Source organism: Vibrio sp. 779(2023), from assembly GCF_033344285.1.
Classification (GTDB): Bacteria; Pseudomonadota; Gammaproteobacteria; order Enterobacterales; family Vibrionaceae; genus Vibrio; species Vibrio alginolyticus.
On sequence record NZ_JAWPOM010000002.1, the window covers coordinates 58,209 to 77,570 of the forward strand.

At 43.9% G+C, this 19,362-nt stretch carries 19 protein-coding genes and 1 other annotated feature; of the genes, 6 read left to right on the forward strand and 13 right to left on the reverse strand.

From position 1 onward, the window contains the following. Window positions 1-42: 42 nt before the first annotated feature. Complete coding sequence (gene brnQ / locus R8O70_RS02900; RefSeq protein WP_005382851.1) at window positions 43-1,353, reverse strand: branched-chain amino acid transport system II carrier protein; 1,311 nt, start codon at window positions 1,351-1,353, stop codon at window positions 43-45. A 330-nt stretch (window positions 1,354-1,683) separates the two neighbouring features. Between brnQ and R8O70_RS02905 the strand changes: the two genes are divergently transcribed. Both R8O70_RS02905 and srmB read left to right on the forward strand, forming a co-directional pair. Then, complete coding sequence (locus R8O70_RS02905; RefSeq protein ID WP_318184046.1) at window positions 1,684-2,403, forward strand: tRNA1(Val) (adenine(37)-N6)-methyltransferase; 720 nt, start codon at window positions 1,684-1,686, stop codon at window positions 2,401-2,403. A gap of 107 nt (window positions 2,404-2,510) precedes the next feature. Continuing rightward, window positions 2,511-3,734, forward strand: a complete 1,224-nt coding sequence (gene srmB / locus R8O70_RS02910; RefSeq protein WP_005381797.1) for an ATP-dependent RNA helicase SrmB — start codon at window positions 2,511-2,513, stop codon at window positions 3,732-3,734. A 109-nt stretch (window positions 3,735-3,843) separates the two neighbouring features. On the opposite strand, the gene yaaA is transcribed toward srmB, so the two are convergent. Further along, on the reverse strand, window positions 3,844-4,620 hold the full coding sequence (gene yaaA / locus R8O70_RS02915) for a peroxide stress protein YaaA (RefSeq protein ID WP_151514425.1): 777 nt from the start codon (window positions 4,618-4,620) through the stop codon (window positions 3,844-3,846). Window positions 4,621-4,743: 123 nt separating this feature from the next. Then, a complete protein-coding gene (locus R8O70_RS02920; RefSeq protein WP_005381800.1) occupies window positions 4,744-6,177 on the reverse strand; it encodes an alanine/glycine:cation symporter family protein in 1,434 nt (477 codons plus the stop codon). Window positions 6,178-6,898: 721 nt separating this feature from the next. Between R8O70_RS02920 and R8O70_RS02925 the strand changes: the two genes are divergently transcribed. Beyond that, window positions 6,899-7,084, forward strand: coding sequence for a DUF3545 family protein (locus R8O70_RS02925; RefSeq protein ID WP_005381805.1), 186 nt, complete (start codon window positions 6,899-6,901; stop codon window positions 7,082-7,084). A gap of 236 nt (window positions 7,085-7,320) precedes the next feature. Here R8O70_RS02925 and R8O70_RS02930 read toward each other — a convergent pair whose 3' ends face one another. The 3 genes from R8O70_RS02930 to nfo form a co-directional block, all read right to left on the reverse strand. Then, window positions 7,321-7,872, reverse strand: a complete 552-nt coding sequence (locus R8O70_RS02930; protein WP_005381807.1) for a hemerythrin domain-containing protein — start codon at window positions 7,870-7,872, stop codon at window positions 7,321-7,323. 113 nt (window positions 7,873-7,985) lie between these two features. Beyond that, window positions 7,986-8,666, reverse strand: coding sequence for a uracil-DNA glycosylase (gene ung / locus R8O70_RS02935; RefSeq protein ID WP_005382846.1), 681 nt, complete (start codon window positions 8,664-8,666; stop codon window positions 7,986-7,988). A gap of 289 nt (window positions 8,667-8,955) precedes the next feature. Then, a complete protein-coding gene (gene nfo, locus R8O70_RS02940) occupies window positions 8,956-9,840 on the reverse strand; it encodes a deoxyribonuclease IV (RefSeq protein WP_017821508.1) in 885 nt (294 codons plus the stop codon). A gap of 326 nt (window positions 9,841-10,166) precedes the next feature. Here nfo and grcA point away from each other — a divergent pair, with 326 nt between their 5' ends. Continuing rightward, on the forward strand, window positions 10,167-10,544 hold the full coding sequence (gene grcA, locus R8O70_RS02945; RefSeq protein WP_005381814.1) for an autonomous glycyl radical cofactor GrcA: 378 nt from the start codon (window positions 10,167-10,169) through the stop codon (window positions 10,542-10,544). 111 nt (window positions 10,545-10,655) lie between these two features. On the opposite strand, the gene R8O70_RS02950 is transcribed toward grcA, so the two are convergent. The 5 genes from R8O70_RS02950 to thrL form a co-directional block, all read right to left on the reverse strand. Then, window positions 10,656-11,315, reverse strand: coding sequence for an NADPH-dependent FMN reductase (locus tag R8O70_RS02950; protein WP_033906105.1), 660 nt, complete (start codon window positions 11,313-11,315; stop codon window positions 10,656-10,658). A gap of 139 nt (window positions 11,316-11,454) precedes the next feature. Next, on the reverse strand, window positions 11,455-12,735 hold the full coding sequence (gene thrC / locus R8O70_RS02955; protein WP_318184048.1) for a threonine synthase: 1,281 nt from the start codon (window positions 12,733-12,735) through the stop codon (window positions 11,455-11,457). Beyond that, the gene (gene thrB, locus R8O70_RS02960) at window positions 12,732-13,688 is read right to left on the reverse strand and encodes a homoserine kinase (protein ID WP_318184068.1); all 957 of its coding nucleotides are present in this window, start codon (window positions 13,686-13,688) and stop codon (window positions 12,732-12,734) included. The genes thrC and thrB overlap by 4 nt, the downstream gene beginning before the upstream one ends. A gap of 20 nt (window positions 13,689-13,708) precedes the next feature. Further along, the gene (thrA, locus tag R8O70_RS02965) at window positions 13,709-16,168 is read right to left on the reverse strand and encodes a bifunctional aspartate kinase/homoserine dehydrogenase I (RefSeq protein WP_258644975.1); all 2,460 of its coding nucleotides are present in this window, start codon (window positions 16,166-16,168) and stop codon (window positions 13,709-13,711) included. 53 nt (window positions 16,169-16,221) lie between these two features. Next, window positions 16,222-16,341 (reverse strand) — a sequence feature (Thr leader region). Further along, window positions 16,277-16,354 (reverse strand): thr operon leader peptide, encoded by a 78-nt coding sequence (gene thrL / locus R8O70_RS02970; RefSeq protein ID WP_074192076.1) that lies wholly within the window; start codon window positions 16,352-16,354, stop codon window positions 16,277-16,279. It overlaps the preceding feature by 65 nt. 423 nt (window positions 16,355-16,777) lie before the next feature. Between thrL and R8O70_RS02975 the strand changes: the two genes are divergently transcribed. Continuing rightward, entirely contained in the window at window positions 16,778-17,248 is a 471-nt protein-coding gene (locus tag R8O70_RS02975; RefSeq protein WP_005381821.1) for a hypothetical protein, read from the forward strand. Here R8O70_RS02975 and R8O70_RS02980 read toward each other — a convergent pair. Then, entirely contained in the window at window positions 17,245-17,727 is a 483-nt protein-coding gene (locus tag R8O70_RS02980) for a putative 4-hydroxy-4-methyl-2-oxoglutarate aldolase (RefSeq protein ID WP_005381822.1), read from the reverse strand. The two genes, R8O70_RS02975 and R8O70_RS02980, sit on opposite strands and share 4 nt — an antisense overlap. Before the next feature lie 64 nt (window positions 17,728-17,791). Then, window positions 17,792-18,199, reverse strand: a complete 408-nt coding sequence (locus R8O70_RS02985; protein WP_005381823.1) for a DUF3293 domain-containing protein — start codon at window positions 18,197-18,199, stop codon at window positions 17,792-17,794. A gap of 361 nt (window positions 18,200-18,560) precedes the next feature. On the opposite strand from R8O70_RS02985, the gene arcA reads away from it, so the two are divergent. Beyond that, window positions 18,561-19,277, forward strand: a complete 717-nt coding sequence (arcA, locus tag R8O70_RS02990; RefSeq protein WP_005381824.1) for a two-component system response regulator ArcA — start codon at window positions 18,561-18,563, stop codon at window positions 19,275-19,277. The last annotated feature ends 85 nt before the right edge of the window (window positions 19,278-19,362 follow it).

A 19,362-nucleotide genomic window follows, 5' to 3' on the forward strand; every position in this document is an offset into this window, starting at 1 on the left:
GTAATTCATCGGGCTTTTTATTATCTTGATAACGCGAAGTGATTACGCGGTTTCTTGTGCTAGCTCTGGGCGAGGTTTCGCGATGAAGAACATGCACACGATAGCCGCAAATGTTGGAAGCACCCAACCCATGCCGACTTCGAATAGTGGCAGCATGTTAAACGCAGAAACATCAATACCCGATACTTTTGCCGCATCAACCAACGCAAACAGTAGAGATACAAGCAGTACTGCACGGTAAGCAAAGCGTGGATTCGGCAGTTTGCTGCGCACAAATGTTAGTGCAACCAACGCAATCGCCACAGGGTACAGCGCAAACAATACTGGCACTGACAGAGAAATCAGCTGCGCAAGACCAACGTTTGCAACCAATGCACAAACAGAACCATTAATCAGTACCCATTGCTTGTATGACAGTGGTGTTTTCGAGCTGAAGAAATCTGAACACGCAGAAATCAAGCCAATCGCGGTTGTCAGACACGCTAGCAATACGATGACAGACAGAACGATTTGACCGTATGGACCAAACAACGCTTGAACGTATTGGCTAAGCACTAGGCCGCCATTATCAGCACCAGCAGCAACCGTTGCACTCGTCGCACCTAAGTAAAATAGTGAGATGTAAACAAACGCAAGACCAGCAGCAGCAATACAACCTGCATAGATCAGATATTTAGTAGTTGCAGAGCGCTCAGTAATGCCTTTACCGCGCAGTGCATCAACCATCAGCATACCAAACATCAATGACGCGAACGTATCCATTGTGTTGTAGCCTTCTAAGAAGCCTTTGGTCAGAGGCTGCGTTAGGTATTCACCGTGCGCGCCAATCATATCGCCCTGAGGATCAAGGAAGACAGCGACAGCAAGAATGATCAAACCAACGAACAATGCTGGTGTCAGTACTTTACCGATAAGATCGATCAAACGGCCTTGGAACCATGAGAACATCATCGCCGCAATAAAGAAGATCACTGAAAATGCAGTGAGATGCGTTTGTGACGCTTCAAGGAAGAAAGGTTTCACCGCCATCTCGTAAGCCACTAGGCCAGTACGAGGCGCAGCAAACGCAGGACCGATGATGATGAAGATCAACGCAGCCATAATAACCGCTGCTTTTTTCGGAAGGTCTTGCGTTAAGTGATCCCAAGAACCACCAGCAACAGCAATAGCAACGATAGTAATAAGAGGTAGACCTACCGCTGTCAGCAAGAAACCAAACATAGCTGGCATTAAGTTTTCACCCGCTAACTGACCCGCTAGAGGTGGAAAGATAATATTGCCCGCACCTAAAAAGAACGCAAATAGCATAAAGCCTACTGCGATAATATCTGTTAGTTTTAACGTCTGCTTCACAGATAACCCTTGTCTTTTAATTAATGAATGTTGTGTATGCTTAGACCACTTTTTGTATACCTAAAGTCAATAAGTACACGTGGTTCAATCTATAAAATTTTCGCCGCATAATGACGAAAGACTCATCATTTGGCAACCTTTAAGAAAAAAACACCATATTAATTTAGTTTTCAAACTTAAAAGCAGTGGATATAACCAGATCCAAATAACAGACCAGTTCTTTATCTCGATCAATTAACAATACAATTTAATAACCAACAAAACAACAATCTATACAATTAATAAACAATAGAGTAATCCACTTAATTATTGAGCAAATATAAAACAATCATGAAGAACAAAAAACTGAAAACTAAAGGTTTCAATTTTAAGCAATTTTGTATTGAGGGCGGCGAGAGTGGTATGCCAGTCAGCACAGATGGGGTAATGCTTGGTGCTTGGATTCAAAGCCCTAACGACGCTAAAATTCTCGATATTGGCACTGGCACTGGCCTGCTTGCCCTGATGTGTGCTCAACGCTTTACGGAAGCTCAAATAACCGCGGTCGATATCGAATTAACAGCCGTTGCTGCCGCGCAAAAAAATATGGCCCAGTCTCCTTGGTCAGATCGTGTAAGTGTGCATCACACCGACATACTGCACTTTACGCCGACACATTCATTCCAACGCATCATTTGTAACCCGCCCTACTTCAACAGCGGCGAGCAATCGAAACACAGTCAACGTGCAACCGCGAGGCACACTGATACGCTAGGCCATAACGCATTGCTACAGCGTTGCTATCATTTGCTTGATGACGAAGGGAGAGCTAGTTTTGTGTTGCCAATCACCGAAGGCGAGCAGTTCATTGAGCTAGCATTAAACCAAGGTTGGTATCTATCGAGGAGCTGTCGTGTGCAACCATCAGAAAAGAAACCAGTACACCGATTGTTATTTGAACTGTCAAAACGACCTTGCGATTTGCAGACGTCACATTTAATTATCCGTGCAAATGACGGCTATAGTGATGATTTCATCCAGTTAACCCGCGAGTTTTATCTTAAGATGTGAAATAACATGTGATCCTTATCACCAATCACTTTATAATGTGCGACCTTTTTGTATTCTATGCTGTTGTGGCGAACCATTAACCAAGCTTTGCTTGTGGAGAACTCATTGTGATCAGAACCTTTGCTGAACTTGATCTAGACCAAAACCTACTTGAAGCCATTGAAGAGATGGGTTACGAACGCCCAACAAAAATTCAGGCAGAAGCGATTCCACAAGCGTTGGACGGTCGTGACATTCTAGCGTCAGCGCCAACAGGAACTGGTAAAACGGCCGCCTTCGTCCTGCCAGCATTGCAATACTTGCAAGACTTCCCTCGTCGTAAGCCTGGACCTGCGCGTATTTTGATCCTAACGCCTACTCGCGAACTGGCGATGCAAATTGCCGATCAAGCACGTGCTTTGGCAAAAAATACCAAACTCAACATTTTCACCATCACTGGTGGTGTTCAGTACCAAGAGCACGCCGACATCCTTGCAACAACGCAAGACATTGTGGTTGCGACACCTGGCCGTTTAAAAGAATACATTGATGCAGAACGTTTTGATTGTCGTGCAATCGAATGGTTAATCCTTGATGAAGCAGACCGTATGCTAGATATGGGTTTTGCTCCTACTGTCGATCGCCTATCTAACGAATGTCGCTGGCGTAAGCAAACCCTTCTGTTCTCAGCAACGTTAGAAGGGAAAGGCGTAGAAGGCTTTACCGCTGATCTGTTGAATGACCCAGCAGAGATCGATGCAAAATCGCCGCTGCGTGAGCGTAAGAAAATTGCTCAGTGGTACCACCGAGCTGATGATGCTGAACACAAACTGGAATTACTAAAACACATTATTACTCAGCAAGCTGAGCGCACTATCGTCTTTTTAAAGACTCGTGAGCGTTTGGCTGAGCTACGAGCGCAGCTTGAAAGTGCACAGATTCCATGTTCTTGGATTCAAGGTGAAATGCCGCAAGATCGTCGTAACAATGCGATTTCTCGCTTCCGCGATGGAACTGTGAATGTGCTGCTCGCGACGGACGTTGCTGCGCGTGGTATCGATCTTCCGGATGTATCACACGTTATCAACTACGACATGCCGCGCACGGCTGATGTTTACCTTCACCGTATCGGCCGTACGGCTCGCGCAGGTAAGAAAGGTAACGCTATCTCAATCGTAGAAGCACACGACCAACCAATGATGGATCGCGTTGCACGTTACGTGAAAGAAGACATCAAAGAGCGTTTCGTGAAAGAGATGCGTCCTAAACACAAAAAGCCTGTGTTTAAGAAGAAAAAGAAAAAAGACGACAAGAAAAAAGTAGCGAAAAAGAAAACCGCTAAGAAGAAGTAATCTTGTTGGGGCCAAGTAGCTCAAGCTAGAAAATAACAAAGGGTTGGCAATGCCAACCCTTTTTCGTTTGTGCTGATAGAGATTAACGTCGATTACGTCTCAATCAGCTTTATTTTTGCTCTTCGCGTTTAAATACTAACTCTGTTGGCGTCGATTCATCTTCCACAAAGTAGTAACCCGCCGTATCAAACTTAGTCAGGTCTGCCACGCTCTCAACACGGTTTTCAATGATGTAACGCGCCATCATACCGCGCGCTTTCTTCGCGTAAAAACTGATGACCTTGTATTGACCATTCTTACAATCTTTGAATACTGGCGTGATCACTTGCGCATCTAAATTCTTTGACTTAACCGCTTTAAAGTATTCATTTGATGCAAGGTTGATAAGGACATTATCACCTTGAGCAGAAATCGCTTCGTTAAGCTTGTCCGTAATAACGTTGCCCCAAAACTGGTACAAGTTCGTACCCTTGTCGTTTGCAAGCTTGGTACCCATTTCAAGACGGTATGGCTGCATCAAATCAAGTGGTTTTAGTAAACCATAGAGACCCGATAGCATACGCAGATGATCTTGAGCATATTCGAAGTCCGCTTCAGATAAACTTTCGGCGTCTAGCCCTGTGTAAACGTCACCTTTAAATGCAAGAATGGCTTGTCGTGAGTTTTCCGTGGTAAACGTTTCACTCCACTCTTGGAATCGGCCCACATTTAAATCGGCAATCTTGTCGCTCACTTTCATTAAAGAGGCAACATCAGCAGGAGTCAGTTTGCGGCATACATCGATAAGCTCTTTTGAGTATTCGACCAACTCAGGTTGAGTAAATTTTTCTGTCGCTAACGGAGACTCGTAATCAAGAGTCTTCGCTGGAGAAACTACGATAAGCATGACTTTCCCTTCTATAATTTTGTTTTTAATAGGGTACAAAAAAAGCCATGCATTGTCTGCATGGCTTTTTACATCGTACTAATAGCTTTCAACTATGAGTGATAGCTATGAGTGATAGCTCACTTAGTCTTTTTTATCGTTGTACCAAATGCCTTCTTCAAGCTGAGATTTCAGCTCTGGGAAATCATTCGCATCAAATGTTGGCACTTTGCCTTCACCAAGCTGGCGGTTGTAATCTTTGGCCAGTTTAATCACGATGCCAGATAGCAAGATGATAGCCACTAAGTTAACTATCGCCATCAGACCCATAGAGACATCAGCAAGCGACCATACGACTGGTAACGAAGCTAGTGCACCAAACATCACCATACCAAGAACAATAACGCGGAAAATGCTTAAGCCCGCTTTATGATTGTGCTCTAGGAAGATTAAGTTCGTTTCAGCATACGAGTAGTTTGCAATGATTGAAGTAAACGCAAAGAAGAAGATTGCCACAGCAACAAAGATGCCGCCCCAATCGCCAACTTGTGAGCTCAATGCACGCTGAGTTAGCTCGATACCCGTCACTTCTGTTGCTTGACCGACATACTCACCAGACATCAGGATGATAGCCACTGTTGCAGAACAGATAACGATCGTATCCATGAACACGCCTAGCATCTGTACGTAACCTTGAGACGCTGGGTGTGGTGGGTAAGGTGTTGCTGAAGCTGCCGCGTTAGGTGCAGAACCCATACCTGCTTCATTCGAGAATAGACCGCGCTTGATACCGTTAATCATTGCCTGTGCAATTGCGTAGCCAAGACCACCTGCTGCTGCTTCTTGCAGACCAAATGCACTCTTAAAGATAAGCATCAATACATCAGGTAATTTCTCTAGGTTAGAGAACATGATGAACAGCGCTAGGGCTAGATAAAGTAGTGCCATGATCGGAACGATCATCTCAGCTACTCTTGCGATACGCTTGATGCCACCGAAAATAACAATTGCAGACAGTAAAACAACGGCAATACCAACATACAGGTTATTCCAACCAAATGCGTTGCTCATTGCATTGGCAATTGAGTTAGCTTGTACGGCGTTGAATACCAAACCAAAAGCGATGATTAGGAAAACTGAGAACAACACGCCCATCCAACGCATGCCCAGGCCTTTTTCCATGTAGTAGGCAGGGCCACCACGGTAGTTGCCATCATCATCTTTGGTTTTGTATAGCTGCGCCAGTGTGCTCTCAGCAAACGATGTTGCCATACCAAGCATTGCAATCAGCCACATCCAGAAGATCGCACCAGGACCACCCGCAGTCAATGCAACTGCAACGCCCGCCATGTTACCTGTACCAACACGTGCAGCAAGACTAGTACAAAGCGCTTGGAAAGAGGAAATACCAGCTTTGTCTGCTTTACGGCTGTTCTTAAGAACAGAGAACATGTGGCCGAAATGGCGGAACTGAATGAACCCTAATCGAACGGTGAAGTAAATACCAACACCAACAAGAAGATAAACCAGAATCGAGCCCCAGAGGAGATCGTTCATCAAATTGATTAAGTCTGTCATGTGTACCTCAAAGTGAGTTGCGCCAGTCTATGCGTCCTAGCCATCCACCAAATTGCCTGCTAAGTGTCAAAGTGTGCTTAGCTTTTTAAGTAATGTTTATGGGCAATCTAGAATCGTAAACGTCGCTTCATGCATCCATTTTACGTACCAGCGTATTTTTTGACGGGCGGATAATGCAACCTAGGAGCGCAAAAATCAATATGCAACAACAAGAATAACATTGTTATTTTTCACTATAAAGTCACCAAAAAATAACATAAATAGAAGACTTAACACTCAAACTGCGCAACATTTCAATTACCAAACACCAACATAAATAATTATTCTTCATTAAATGGAATGGTAAACTGTATAAACAAGAACAAGCTAGTATTCACAAGGTGTTACATAAATTTACGCTAGTGACTTACCATCTAATTGAACACTATTTCATCAAACTGATTTTATGCAACTTTAACCTTTGCGCAGTGCACCCATTCATCAAATCGAATTAACATAGAAAATCTCTCTATTTAATCGTTTTCTTGAGATCGTTTGTGCATTTTTTATCCACATCGTTGCAATAAAAAGTGTGATTTTGAGAATATTTTTGCACGAAAATGTCATGCTACCGACACAAATGCGAAATATATCATGGTTATTCTCACGGCTATTGTGGTACTTAAAAAACTCCACAAGGACTGGTTACAACAGTTTAGCTTAAGAAAGGTAAAGGTGGCTTATGGAAGGCTTTCAACTAGATGACATTTTTAATCTGGATACTACCTCAACAACCAAATCTCGTGCCAAACCAGTAAAGCGAAAGTGGCGTGAAATAGAAGAGATGAACGACAGACGCAATTTGCTTAAAGAGCTGCGCGAACTTGATGTCTGTACCGATTATAACTTGGAAGACATTAAACTCTAATTCAAACAAAAGGCACCTTACGGGTGCCTTTTGTTTTTTGTTTACAGTGACCGTAAACACCGTGAGTTTATGTACCAAGGTTTAAGTATGAATACCATTATTACTCAATGAGAATCTTCCGTACTTTTTGCCGAGAAATATGCACACTAAATTTTCGGTTGATTCCCAATAAATAAGAAATGTATCTCACAAACCCGAGAGACGGCTTTCGCTCGCTCAGGTTTCATCACTCAGGCTTAAACATACTCAGTATCACTTTGACGAACACGTTCGGCCAACTGCTTATAACGATCAGCAATCGTGTCACCAAACACAGGATCATCCTCACTGACGCTCCATAAGCTCTCGACATGCTGCCAATCTTCTGTGGTAAATAACTCTTCAATGAGAGGCAAAATTTTTCGCTCTTCTAGCTCCAAGTGGTGCCTTTGCGATTCTATGAAATCTTCTAGGTGAGCGACAAACATGTCTTGTGGCACAACAGCATCCTGAAGGATCATCTCTATCACGGATGAAAACTCTCTGGTTTTACTCGCTAACTCTAGATGTTCTTTCTCTAAATTTTCCATGGTTTGTTGCTTACCATAGTGTTCAAGAAAGTGGTGATAGAGGATATCTTCTTTCGGGTGGTGTACTTTCTCCGAATGATTAGAGAGGTAATCAACAATCTCGCTTACTAACGCATAGTTGATTACACGTTCTTTTTTTATCTCATTAAGCTTATGGCGCAGTATCGCCAACAGACGAACCATATAACCATGTTCGCGTCGAATTCTTTCGATCATCATAGCGTCTCTCCTTAACACCTACTTTTAGTAAGTGTACATGAGAAATTTACTATCAGCCTCGAGCGTGCTCAAAAAAACAGCGATCATACCACCCATGATCGCTGTCTCTTCATTTATACCGTTAATGGCAAATGCCAGTTAATTGGTGCTTTTTCTTGTGATGTAAGCAACTGGTTTGCTTGAGAGAAATGCTTACAACCGAAAAAGCCTCGATGTGCAGAAAGTGGCGATGGGTGTGGGGCAGCTAACACATGGTGCTTGTTGCGATCGATAAAGCGCCCTTTCTTCTGTGCGTGTGACCCCCACAGCAAGAACACTACACCTTCTTGATGCTGATTAATGGCTTCAATCACTCGGTCAGTAAACGTTTCCCAACCTGTCTTTGAATGTGAATGCGCTTTACCTTGCTCCACCGTTAATACCGTATTGAGTAACAATACGCCTTGTTCAGCCCAGCTTTGCAAAAAACCATGCTGAGGGATTTGGAAACCTTCAATATCTTGCGCCAGCTCTTTATACATATTAACCAGTGACGGTGGCGTTTTAATACCAGGAAGTACAGAGAAACACAGGCCATGCGCCTGATTTGGGCCGTGGTATGGGTCTTGTCCTAGAATCACGACCTTAACGTCTTTGAACTCGGTAAAACGAAACGCGTTAAAGACATCTTTTGCGGGAGGAAAAATAGCTTTGCCTGCGGCGCGTTCGGCTTCAACAAAATTCAAGGTGTCTACAAAGTAGCTCTGCTTTTTCTCTTCGCCGATCACATCGTGCCAAGTGGGTGACTGATTCATGGAAAGTTCCTGTCCTAAATTTTGCTTCTATTCTAACGAGCGAAACTCAAACAAACAAAAACTTACCACGAACTTGAGACAAGTAATAAAAGACTAATGCTTCTGTGGCGTTCGAAAGTGCCCCTGTCCGGTAATGTGACGATTAGGCATCGGTAAGCGAAGCACGCGACGAGTGTAAGCATAAGGAGTAAAAGAGAGTGGTCGAGACATGTTGGCATCCTTCTTTGCTAATTCAGAGATTGATGTTCAATGACTAAGAAAGAAAGGTGCCAACTTTGTGGTTACGCCATTAACTGTCAATGGCCGCTAAATGGAATTGACGCAACGTGTTGATCTCTTGCTGCCAAATATCTGGATCAATTGTTTCCAAAATCAGAGGGATACCATCAAAACGAGGGTCTTTCGCGATGTACTCAAAGCAATCCCACCCGATCTCTCCTTTACCTAGAGAATGGTGGCGATCTACTTTGCTGGCAAACTCTACTTTTGAATCATTTAGATGCATTGCTCTTAAATAGTGCATACCTACGATACGGTCGAACTCTGCAAAGGTGCGCTCGCAATCTTCTTTTGTACGTAAGTCATAACCAGCCGTAAAGGTATGGCAGGTATCTATACAAACGCCGACACGATCTTTATCTTCCACTTGCTCGATGATTTCAGCTAGGTGCTCAAACTTCCAGCCTAAGTTAGTGCCTTGACCTGCCGTATTCTCGATAACAGCGATCACATTCGGCACCGCTTTATGCGCAAGATTGATCGACTCGGCGATCGTCGCGAGACACTCCTGTTCAGAGACTTTCTTTAGGTGACTGCCCGGATGGAAGTTAAGCAAAGTCAGCCCCAACTGATTACAACGCTCCATTTCATCAATAAATGCCGCGCGGGATTTATTCAGCTTTTCTTCTTCCGGCGCACCCAAGTTAATCAGATAAGAATCATGGGGAAGAATATGCTCTGCTCCGAAACCCAGCATTTTACAGTTCGCTTTAAACGCACTGATGGTTTTTGCTTCTAAAGGCTTCGCCACCCACTGGCGTTGGTTTTTTGTAAATAGTGCGAAGGCATTCGCGCCAATTTCACGAGCTCTCAACGGAGCTTGATCGACCCCACCAGCAGCAGAGACATGTGCACCAATGAGTTTATTCCCAAGCTTGTTTTTCATGTTTGTCATTTAATCACTTTAGACTTTCAGTATTGCTACCTAAATACAGATAGTTGCGTTAACCAGTTTAAACTTTAATCTCAATTTGTAGTAAATTTACAACAAAACCAGTTATTAAATATTTTTTATATTCTCAAATAAATTGTAATTAGTTTGTTTTCAAAGGTTTTATTGATTTAACTCAATAAAATCACCTTAATAAAAATAATGTTTTTGGTTGTTTTTTGACTTAAATCAATATTAAAATAGTGGATATTAGCTATATAATACTCAGCTCAACGAAAATTCGAAAATTAACACCAATAATCACCACGTAAGTGGTCTAGGAGATAGTGATGATCCAAGGTATCCAAATTACAAAAGCGGCAAACGACGACCTACTAAACTCTATCTGGCTATTAGATAGCGAAAAAAATGAAGCTCGCTGTGTTGCTGCAACTGCTGGCTACGAAGCAGACCAAGTTATCGCAATCAGCGACCTAGGTGAATACGAAAGCCGTGAAGTTGCAATCGAAACTGCTCCTCGTATCGAAGGCGGCCAACACCTAAACGTGAACGTGCTTAAACGCGAAACACTAGAAGATGCAGTTGCACACCCAGAGAAATACCCACAACTAACTATTCGTGTTTCTGGTTACGCAGTACGTTTTAACTCGCTAACTCCAGAGCAACAACGTGATGTAATCGCTCGTACTTTTACTGAGACTCTATAATCTCTCAGTAAACTAGCTCGCTAGAATTTAAAAAGCTTGGTCTGCAATGACCAAGCTTTTTTTGTTTCAGAATCCTTCTAAACCCTTTCTATAATGGAAAGCAACTCGCCTCTAAGGTGCATTTCTTTGCGAAGGATCTTTCTGAAACGCTTGCGCTACAGAGGTTGGATCAAGCCTATCTCTTTGCAGTGACGCCCCTTCTGCCCACCAAATCAATTGATGCATCGTGCGATTCATATAGTTGTCCCACTGCGTCTGCTCCGACTCATCCGCAGCAACGCCCTGTTCATCAAAGACTTCTTGCGCTTTCGGAATGTGGATCATCGCAGAGACAGGTAGACATCCAAGTTCAGATAAGAAGGTACGCATAGAAACGGCAGCTCTAACACCACCCCATTGTCCGGCAGAATAGGTCACGATAGCACTCGGCTTGTAAGAAAACAGCGAACTGCCGAAATGGTTAAGCATGTTCGCCAAAGCAGGACTCATCGAATGGTTATATTCCGGGCTAACCATCACATACCCATCCGCATGTTTGATTTTGTCTGCCAGCTCACTTAGGTGCTGCGGAACTTTAGAGCGGTGATAAGCAAACTCGGGCTTAAACACATCGCCAAAGTCGTAATTCAAAGGGTCGATGATTTCGACCATATGTTGCGAATGTTGACTCGCGATGAGTTTTTCACACGCTTTACTGACTCGCATTCCTAAACGGGCTGGTCGTGGTGGCGTGCTGTTTCTCACTGAGCCAAGAAAAATCAAAAAATGCATGCTTCTCTTTCTATCTCATTTAGTTAAGTTCGTTTCTCAATCATAAAGAGAGTCACAACTTACCGACAATAAAAAAGGTGAATGATTACTCATTCACCTCTCGTTATTTCTGTTTTTGATACTTACTATACTTTGAAGCTTACTGCACGCGGCGCAGTACTTGTTTCAATGCGTCAAAGTCTGCGTCGAGCTCTTCCGATAGCAGCTCCATCGCAGCGTGCTTCGCTAGTGGCGCAGGAAGGTCGATATCGGATTCTAGAATATCATCCACCACTTCTTTGAACTTCGCAGGGTGAGCAGTACATAGGAACAGACCGGTTTCACCGTCTTGCAATTGTTCTTCAAGCACTCGGTAAGCAATCGCACCGTGCGGTTCGCATAGGTAGCCTAGAGCATGTAAATCTTTCACTGACTGTGCGCTTTGCTCATCAGATACTGCGCCTTTACCTAACGTCTCCAAGCCCCACTCTTTCACGCGGCACAGCTCTTCAATACGAGGCCAATTGTTTGGTTGGCTCACGTCCATCGCGTTCGATGTTGTTGCGACTGTTGGTTTTGGCTCCCACTTACCTGTTTCTAGGTAGCGAGGAACCGTGTCATTGGCATTAGTTGCAGCGATAAAGCGTTTGATAGGCAAGCCCAACGCTTTTGCCAATAGACCAGCAGTTAGGTTACCAAAGTTACCACTTGGTACAGACACAACAAGGTTTTCACGCTCTTGTTTGCTCATTTGCGCAGCTGCTTCAAAGTAGTAACAGATTTGCGCCATCAAACGGCTGATGTTGATTGAGTTTGCAGAGTTCAGACCGATCTCTTCACGCAGTGCAGAATCATCAAAAGCTTGCTTAACCAGTGCCTGACACGCATCGAAGTCTCCATCGATCGCGACAGTGTGAATGTTTTTACCAAGCGTACAGAATAGCTTCTCTTGCAGTGGGCTGATCTTGCCTTTTGGATAAAGAATCACAACGTTGATGTCTTCCATACCGTAGAAAGCATGCGCAACGGCTGCGCCAGTATCGCCAGAAGTTGCAGTCAGAATGGTGATCTTGCCACCGTCCGAAACGGCTGCAAGAGATTGCGCCATAAAGCGACCACCAAAATCTTTAAATGCAAGCGTTGGACCATGGAACAGTTCCAGAGCGTAAACACCGTCTTTGACCTGATTAATTGGCGCAGGGAATTGGAATGCAGCATCAACAAGAGCATTCACCTGCTCTTCTGCAAGTTCATCTCCAATTAACGCCGATAGAATCTTAGTGCTACGAGAGACAAAGTCTTCTGCAAGCAGCGCATCGATATCTTCAAATTTTGGTAATTCCGATGGGAAAAATAGACCTTGGTTACGGCCTAACCCTTGGCAAACGGCTTGGCCAAAGGAAACTTGTTCATCATTTTCTTTTATATTGTAAAGCTTCATAGCTCACTTCCTGTTACTTTCGAACCCTGCTTATCTAGACGACAAACGTGGACGAATCCTTCTTCGTTTTGTACGTAGTTTTGTTCTAACCAGCGAGCAACTCGCTCAGCGACATCTTTCTCTTTGCAAATACTGAACAGTGTCGGACCACTGCCAGAAATACCGGTTGCCAATGCACCCGCAGACGCTGCGTATTGACGTGCATTCGCAAAACCTGGAAGCAGTTTCTCACGATACGGTTCTGCGATCACGTCTTTGATCATTTTTGCAGCAAGTTCTGGCTGACCAGAATGACACGCATGAATAAAGCCCGCAAGGTGGCGACCATGAGCAATGATATCTTGTCGGCGGTATTGAGATGGTAGAATCTCACGCGCTTCCGCCGTTGATACCTGGATACCCGGATACGCCATCACCCAGTACCAATCATCAAAGCAAGGCACTTCTTGACTGATGATACCCAACTCTTCAAGCATCAGTTGCACACCACCAAGGTAACATGGCGCAACGTTGTCGTAGTGAATACCACCAGAGATCTTGCCTTCCATCTCTCCCATCAGCGCTAGTAATTCTGTCTCGTTAAGTGGCTGTCCATGGAATCGGTTCAATGCATCTAATGCAGCAACGATAGAACATGCACTTGAGCCTAAACCAGAGCCAATTGGCATGTTCTTTTCTAGCGTCACCTCAAGTGGTTTTAGCTCAACGCCTTTTTTGTCTAACTCACGAGCAAACACAAGCCAACAGTCGTAGACGATGTTCTCTTTTGGTTCAGTTGGCAATTTCTCAACAAAATCACCCGCCGTTTTAAGGCTGAACGGATCAGCCCCAGATTTCACCAATACACGGTCACCCAATAGTGTGCCATCCACTGGAGACACGGCAGCCCCCAGCACATCAAAGCCAACGCTTACATTACCAATTGATGCTGGGGCATAAACCACTACATCCATATCACTTGAACTCATTATTGTTATACCCCTAGTTTCCAACCTAAAGTACGCATCACGTCAGAAAATACACCCGCAGCCGTTACTTCGGTGCCTGCACCATAGCCACGTAACACTAGTGGGATTGGCTGATAGTAACGGCTGTAAAATGCCAGTGCGTTTTCACCGTCCTTGATTTTATACATTGGATCGTTTTCATCCACCGCAGCGATGCTTACTGTGCACTTGCCCTCATTAATCTCACCAACGTAGCGCAGTACTTTGCCTTCTTCCGCTGCCTTTGCAGATAATTCTTTAAAGTAGGCGTCTGCTTCAGGTAAACGCGCCATAAATTCATCAACGCTACCAGAATCATCAAAACCTGGTGGCAGTGCTTGATCAACCACAACGTCTTCTAGTTCTAGAGACATGCCTGCTTCACGAGCTAGGATCAGAAGCTTACGCGCGACATCCATACCAGAAAGGTCATCACGAGGATCCGGTTCAGTAAAACCATTTTCTTTTGCGATATTAGTTGCTTCACTTAGGCTCATACCTTCATCTAACTTACCGAAGATGTATGACAGAGAGCCAGAAAGAATACCGCTGAAGCGCTCTAGCTCATCACCCGCTGAGATTAGGTTTTGCAGGTTTTCGATGACCGGTAGACCCGCCCCCACAGTTGTTTCGTACATCAGCTTGCGACGAGAGCTGCGCGCAACATCGCGAAGCTGATGGTAGTAAGCCATGCTTGCTGTATTTGCTTTTTTATTTGGTGTAACGACATGGAAACCAGCAGCTAGGAAATCAGCGTATTGATTCGCAATATCTTCACTTGATGTACAGTCAACCAATACTGGGTTGATGATGTGGTTACGTTGAACCAAAGAAATCAAACGCGCTAGGCTGAACTCTTCTGTCGCTGCCGACATACGATCACGCCAATGATCGAGTGGCAGACCTTCACTATCAAGCAGAAGACCTTTGCTGTTTGCCAAGCCACACACGCGAATAACGATGCCTTTTTCCGCAAGCTTCGCCTGTTGACGCTCGATCTGATCCACCAGCTCACCACCAACGCCACCAATACCAACCACGAATACGTCTAAGAAGTGCTTAGAGTTGAATAGGTTTTCGTGACACGCTTTGATCGCTTCAGAGATTTTATCTTCAGGAATCACGGCTGAGATAGCACGCTCAGATGAGCCCTGTGCGATGGCTACAATGTTTACGTTCACTTCAGCAAGAGATGAGAAGAAGCGAGATGCAACACCGCGCGATGTACGCATGCCGTCACCAACCAACGTTATGATTGAAACATTATCAATAAACTCGACCGGCTCTAATAAGCTATCTTTCAGTTCCAACTCAAACGCATCGGCCAGTACTTGTTGCGCTTTTGCTTTATCTTCTGCCTCAATACAGAAGCTAATGCTGTACTCAGAAGAAGACTGAGTAATAAGAACAATAGACACACCAGCGGAAGACATTGCGCCAAATACGCGGCTTGCCATGCCAACCATACCCTTCATACCTGGGCCGGAGACGTTAACCATAGTTAGGTCGTTTAGCGTCGTGATACCTTTGATCGCCAGATTGTCTTCACCAGTGTCTTGCCCAATCAAAGTTCCTGCACCTTGTGGGTTAAAGCTGTTTTTGATCAGACATGGGATGTGGAACTGTGCGATTGGGGCGATGGTTTTCGGGTGCAGAACGGAAGCACCGAAGTAAGAAAGCTCCATCGCTTCTTGATAGCTAAGAGATTTAAGTAGGCGAGCATCTTCGACTAAGCGAGGGTCACAGTTGTACACACCATCTACGTCTGTCCAGATCTCACAGCAATCTGCGCGCAGACACGCCGCAAGAACCGCCGCCGAATAATCAGAGCCATTGCGACCAAGTGTTACCAACTCACCTTTCTCGTTACCTGCGGTAAAGCCTGGCATGATGTTCACATGGCCCTGAGGAAGAGGGTTTTGGCGGAAGTTTTGCGTTGAAACGTCTACATCAACCATGGCTTCAAGGTGATCACCTTTTGCGTATAGGTATTCAACTGGGTCGATAAGATGTGCAGGCTGGCCTTTGGCTTCTAACACCGCTTTCATCAATTGAATCGAAACGCGTTCGCCTTTGCTAATAATACGTGCATTAACATTGTTTGGGCACATGCCAAGAAGATTGATGCCATGAACGAATTGGCGTAATTGAGAGAGAGAAGTTTTCACTTGGTTATCGAAAGCTGAACCATCGATATTGGGTAGTACTGCTTGGACTTGAGTGAAGAGCGTTTTAAACGACTCCTCCAACTCTTTGATTTGTAGTTCTGCTTCACCATTGCGCAATGCGCCTTCAATGACCGCAACCAATTTGTTTGTTGTTTTACCAGGAGCGGAAAGAACAACCGCCACTTCTTCTTGTTGAGCGTTATTGGCAATAATGTCTGCCGCTCTCAAAAAGCGATCTGCATCAGCTAGTGATGATCCGCCAAACTTCAATACTCGCATCCCTTCCTCCGGTATATCTTCTTAAATTTGTCTAAATTCTGGATAAAAAAGCATAAAAAAAGGCCTGTATCTTGTTGGATACAGGCCTTTTTTGTGAATTTCTTTCGCTCAGCAGCCTGCCCCAACATGTGTCGTGTCGGTAATAATAATGGTCGTGGTCATTACTACTAGGCTGTTAGATGGCATAAATAAATATTCAACGTTAATTGTGTTTGCTTAACTCTACGTTTACCGAGTTTCTGATACATAGTCAACAATAAATTGTTTGTTTTTCCATCTTTCAGAGAATTCTGCTAAGCAATGTCATTGATATTTATAGTTAATTACACATTATTGATCATTTAAAAATCTACAGTTAGTTTTTGTAAAGGACTTAACCATCATCACCAGTTCGGTTTTTTATCTAATAACTAGTCTGATCTTTGCCATAAAACGTACGATCAAATAATTCGAGAGGGTTGTGACACATAACAACAACTTAACTGTGACTTATGTTCATAGGATCGAATTATTTAGAAAATAGGTGAGCTAGCTTTCATATTCTATGCTTTAATAGTGAGAAGCTTTGGGCGCATACTAATAAAAAAGTTGACACAAGGAGTGGTGAACATGAAAAGAGGGCTTTTTCTGTTGCTGTTTTTTGTGCCTGGTGTTTGTCTAGCAAACGAGCTTCCGCCGCTTCCAGGTAAAACATCCCCTTCTCCTCATAAACTATTCATTTCCAGCGACAGTTATCAGTCTGACAGTTTTGATGTTTGGAATATCGATACGGGTTACGCTTACGAACTTTTTGATTCGGTAGACGTTTATGTCGGTGCGCGAGTCAATAACTCTCCTACCAAAAATCAAAGTGGTTTTTTGAGTGGGATCAGCTATCACTTTAATGATCGTGTCACGCTGAAAAGTACAGTTCGCTCTTACAAGAACGAAACAGCGGAAGGTATTCGCCAAGACGACAGTAGCCTCGCGGCTGAAGTATCAAGTCGCGTAAAAATTACCGATAAACTGGATCTTCACGCGACTCTTGATTACCAAGATTGGCAACAAGGCTTTGAGGTTGGTTTAGGCTTTCGTTTTTAGAAGTCCAGCTTTTGCTTAGAAATCAACACACCGTTCCAGTCCGCGTAAACGTAGTGCTTAGGTTGAACGATTTGGTTTTGCATCGTTAAGGTTACGTTTACCTCTCCTATCCCGCGTTTCTCTGTTTTAAACGGGTTAGTTCCAAGAGCTTGTACGCCAATGTCCATTTGAGATATTTGTGCTACGTCGCGTATTGCACCATAGACAATGATACCTTCCCACCCATTTTCTATTCCGAGTATCGCTAATTGATCGCCGAGTAATGCTCTCTGACACGATCCATGTCCGTCAACAATCAATACTTTACCCGTTCCATCTTCGCCCAGTACTTCACGCACTTTCGAGTTATCGTGATAGCAGCGCACCGTAACGATTTCACCGTAAAAAGCGCTACGTTGACCAAAGTTCTGCAATGGTAAAGTAAGCAAGCTCACTTGGTCTTCAAATTGGTCACAAATATCGGGTGTAATGTCTCTCATATTTCCTCCGTGAATTTTCTCACCCAAGCGGTGCTTCAGTGAGCAGTATCCTTTTCTATACCTTCTATACGAGCCGAGGTTTAATGGAGCCTAACGTATGAAAAACTTTCGGCTGCGAGCACGCAATAAGATAAAGTTGGTCATTAATGACGTAATAAATCGCGTTTTGTTGAAAGTCACTCGCCAATTCAACGGCTACCTCTGGCGACAACTCGACGGCAAAGCTTTCCTCATACCATGTAAAAGCGCTATCACCTACCGTGACAGGCGCGTAATTAACGTGCTGTAGTTGTTTTTCTAACGCGTGATTGTTTATGCTGTTCTCTTCTTTGGACCTCAAGTTACTGTATGGGTTCCAAGCGGTTATCACAGCATAGTTTGAAACACGCCACTCGGCTTCGAATCTGAAAAAAGATTCTGAATAAGCATTCCATAACGATGCGTCTATGTTCTTATTACTTTTTTCTATCATAAGTCTTAAACGATTAATAACAGTTACATTTCATCAATTGATATAAATCAACAAACTGAATGGAATTAACATTTGAGCATTGTTAGCATGCTGTTAACAATATAAAATCCGCTCAATATCTTAGGGTGTTTACGTTTCAGGCCCCACTGAAAGCAGGAAATGAAAGGTAAACAAGCCCTTTAGAATAAACGTCGCCATTGGATACTGGTGAGTTGGCAAAATTCCATGGAGGGCGGATAACTGAAAGAAGTGTTTTTTTGATCAACTTGATTTATTATCAAAATCACATTACCTGTATGTTATATTTTTGCCTAGAATTTATTCTATTAGCACAATTTTGTCACAAATTTAGGTACCGCCAATGCAAACCCCGCAGATTCTTATCGTTGAAGATGAGCAAGTAACTCGTAACACTCTTAAGAGTATTTTTGAAGCAGAGGGATACGCTGTTTTTGAAGCCAGTGACGGTGAAGAGATGCACCAAGTGTTGTCTGATAACTCAGTCAACTTGGTTATTATGGACATTAATCTTCCAGGCAAGAATGGCCTTCTACTAGCGCGTGAATTACGCGAGCAAGCGAACATTGCTTTAATGTTCCTGACAGGCCGTGACAATGAAGTAGACAAGATCCTAGGTCTTGAGATTGGTGCAGATGACTACATCACTAAACCATTCAACCCACGTGAACTAACTATTCGTGCACGTAACCTACTTAGTCGCTCAATGAGCTCTAACGCGGTGCAAGAAGAGAAGCGCTCGGTAGAAAAGTATGAATTCAACGGTTGGGTACTAGACATCAACAGCCGCTCTCTAGTAAGCCCTGCTGGTGATAGCTACAAGCTACCTCGCTCTGAATTCCGCGCACTACTGCACTTCTGTGAGAACCCGGGTAAGATTCAAACTCGTGCAGATCTTCTTAAGAAGATGACTGGTCGTGAACTTAAGCCACACGACCGTACTGTAGACGTAACGATTCGTCGTATCCGTAAGCACTTTGAGTCTGTTTCAGGTACTCCAGAAATCATCGCCACTATCCACGGCGAAGGTTACCGCTTCTGTGGCGATCTAGAAGACTAGATTTAACCGCTAATATGCGAAGGGCTTGCTCATTGAGCAAGCCCTTTTTGTTTTAGGTCTAACGACTAATGCAACATCATTGCGG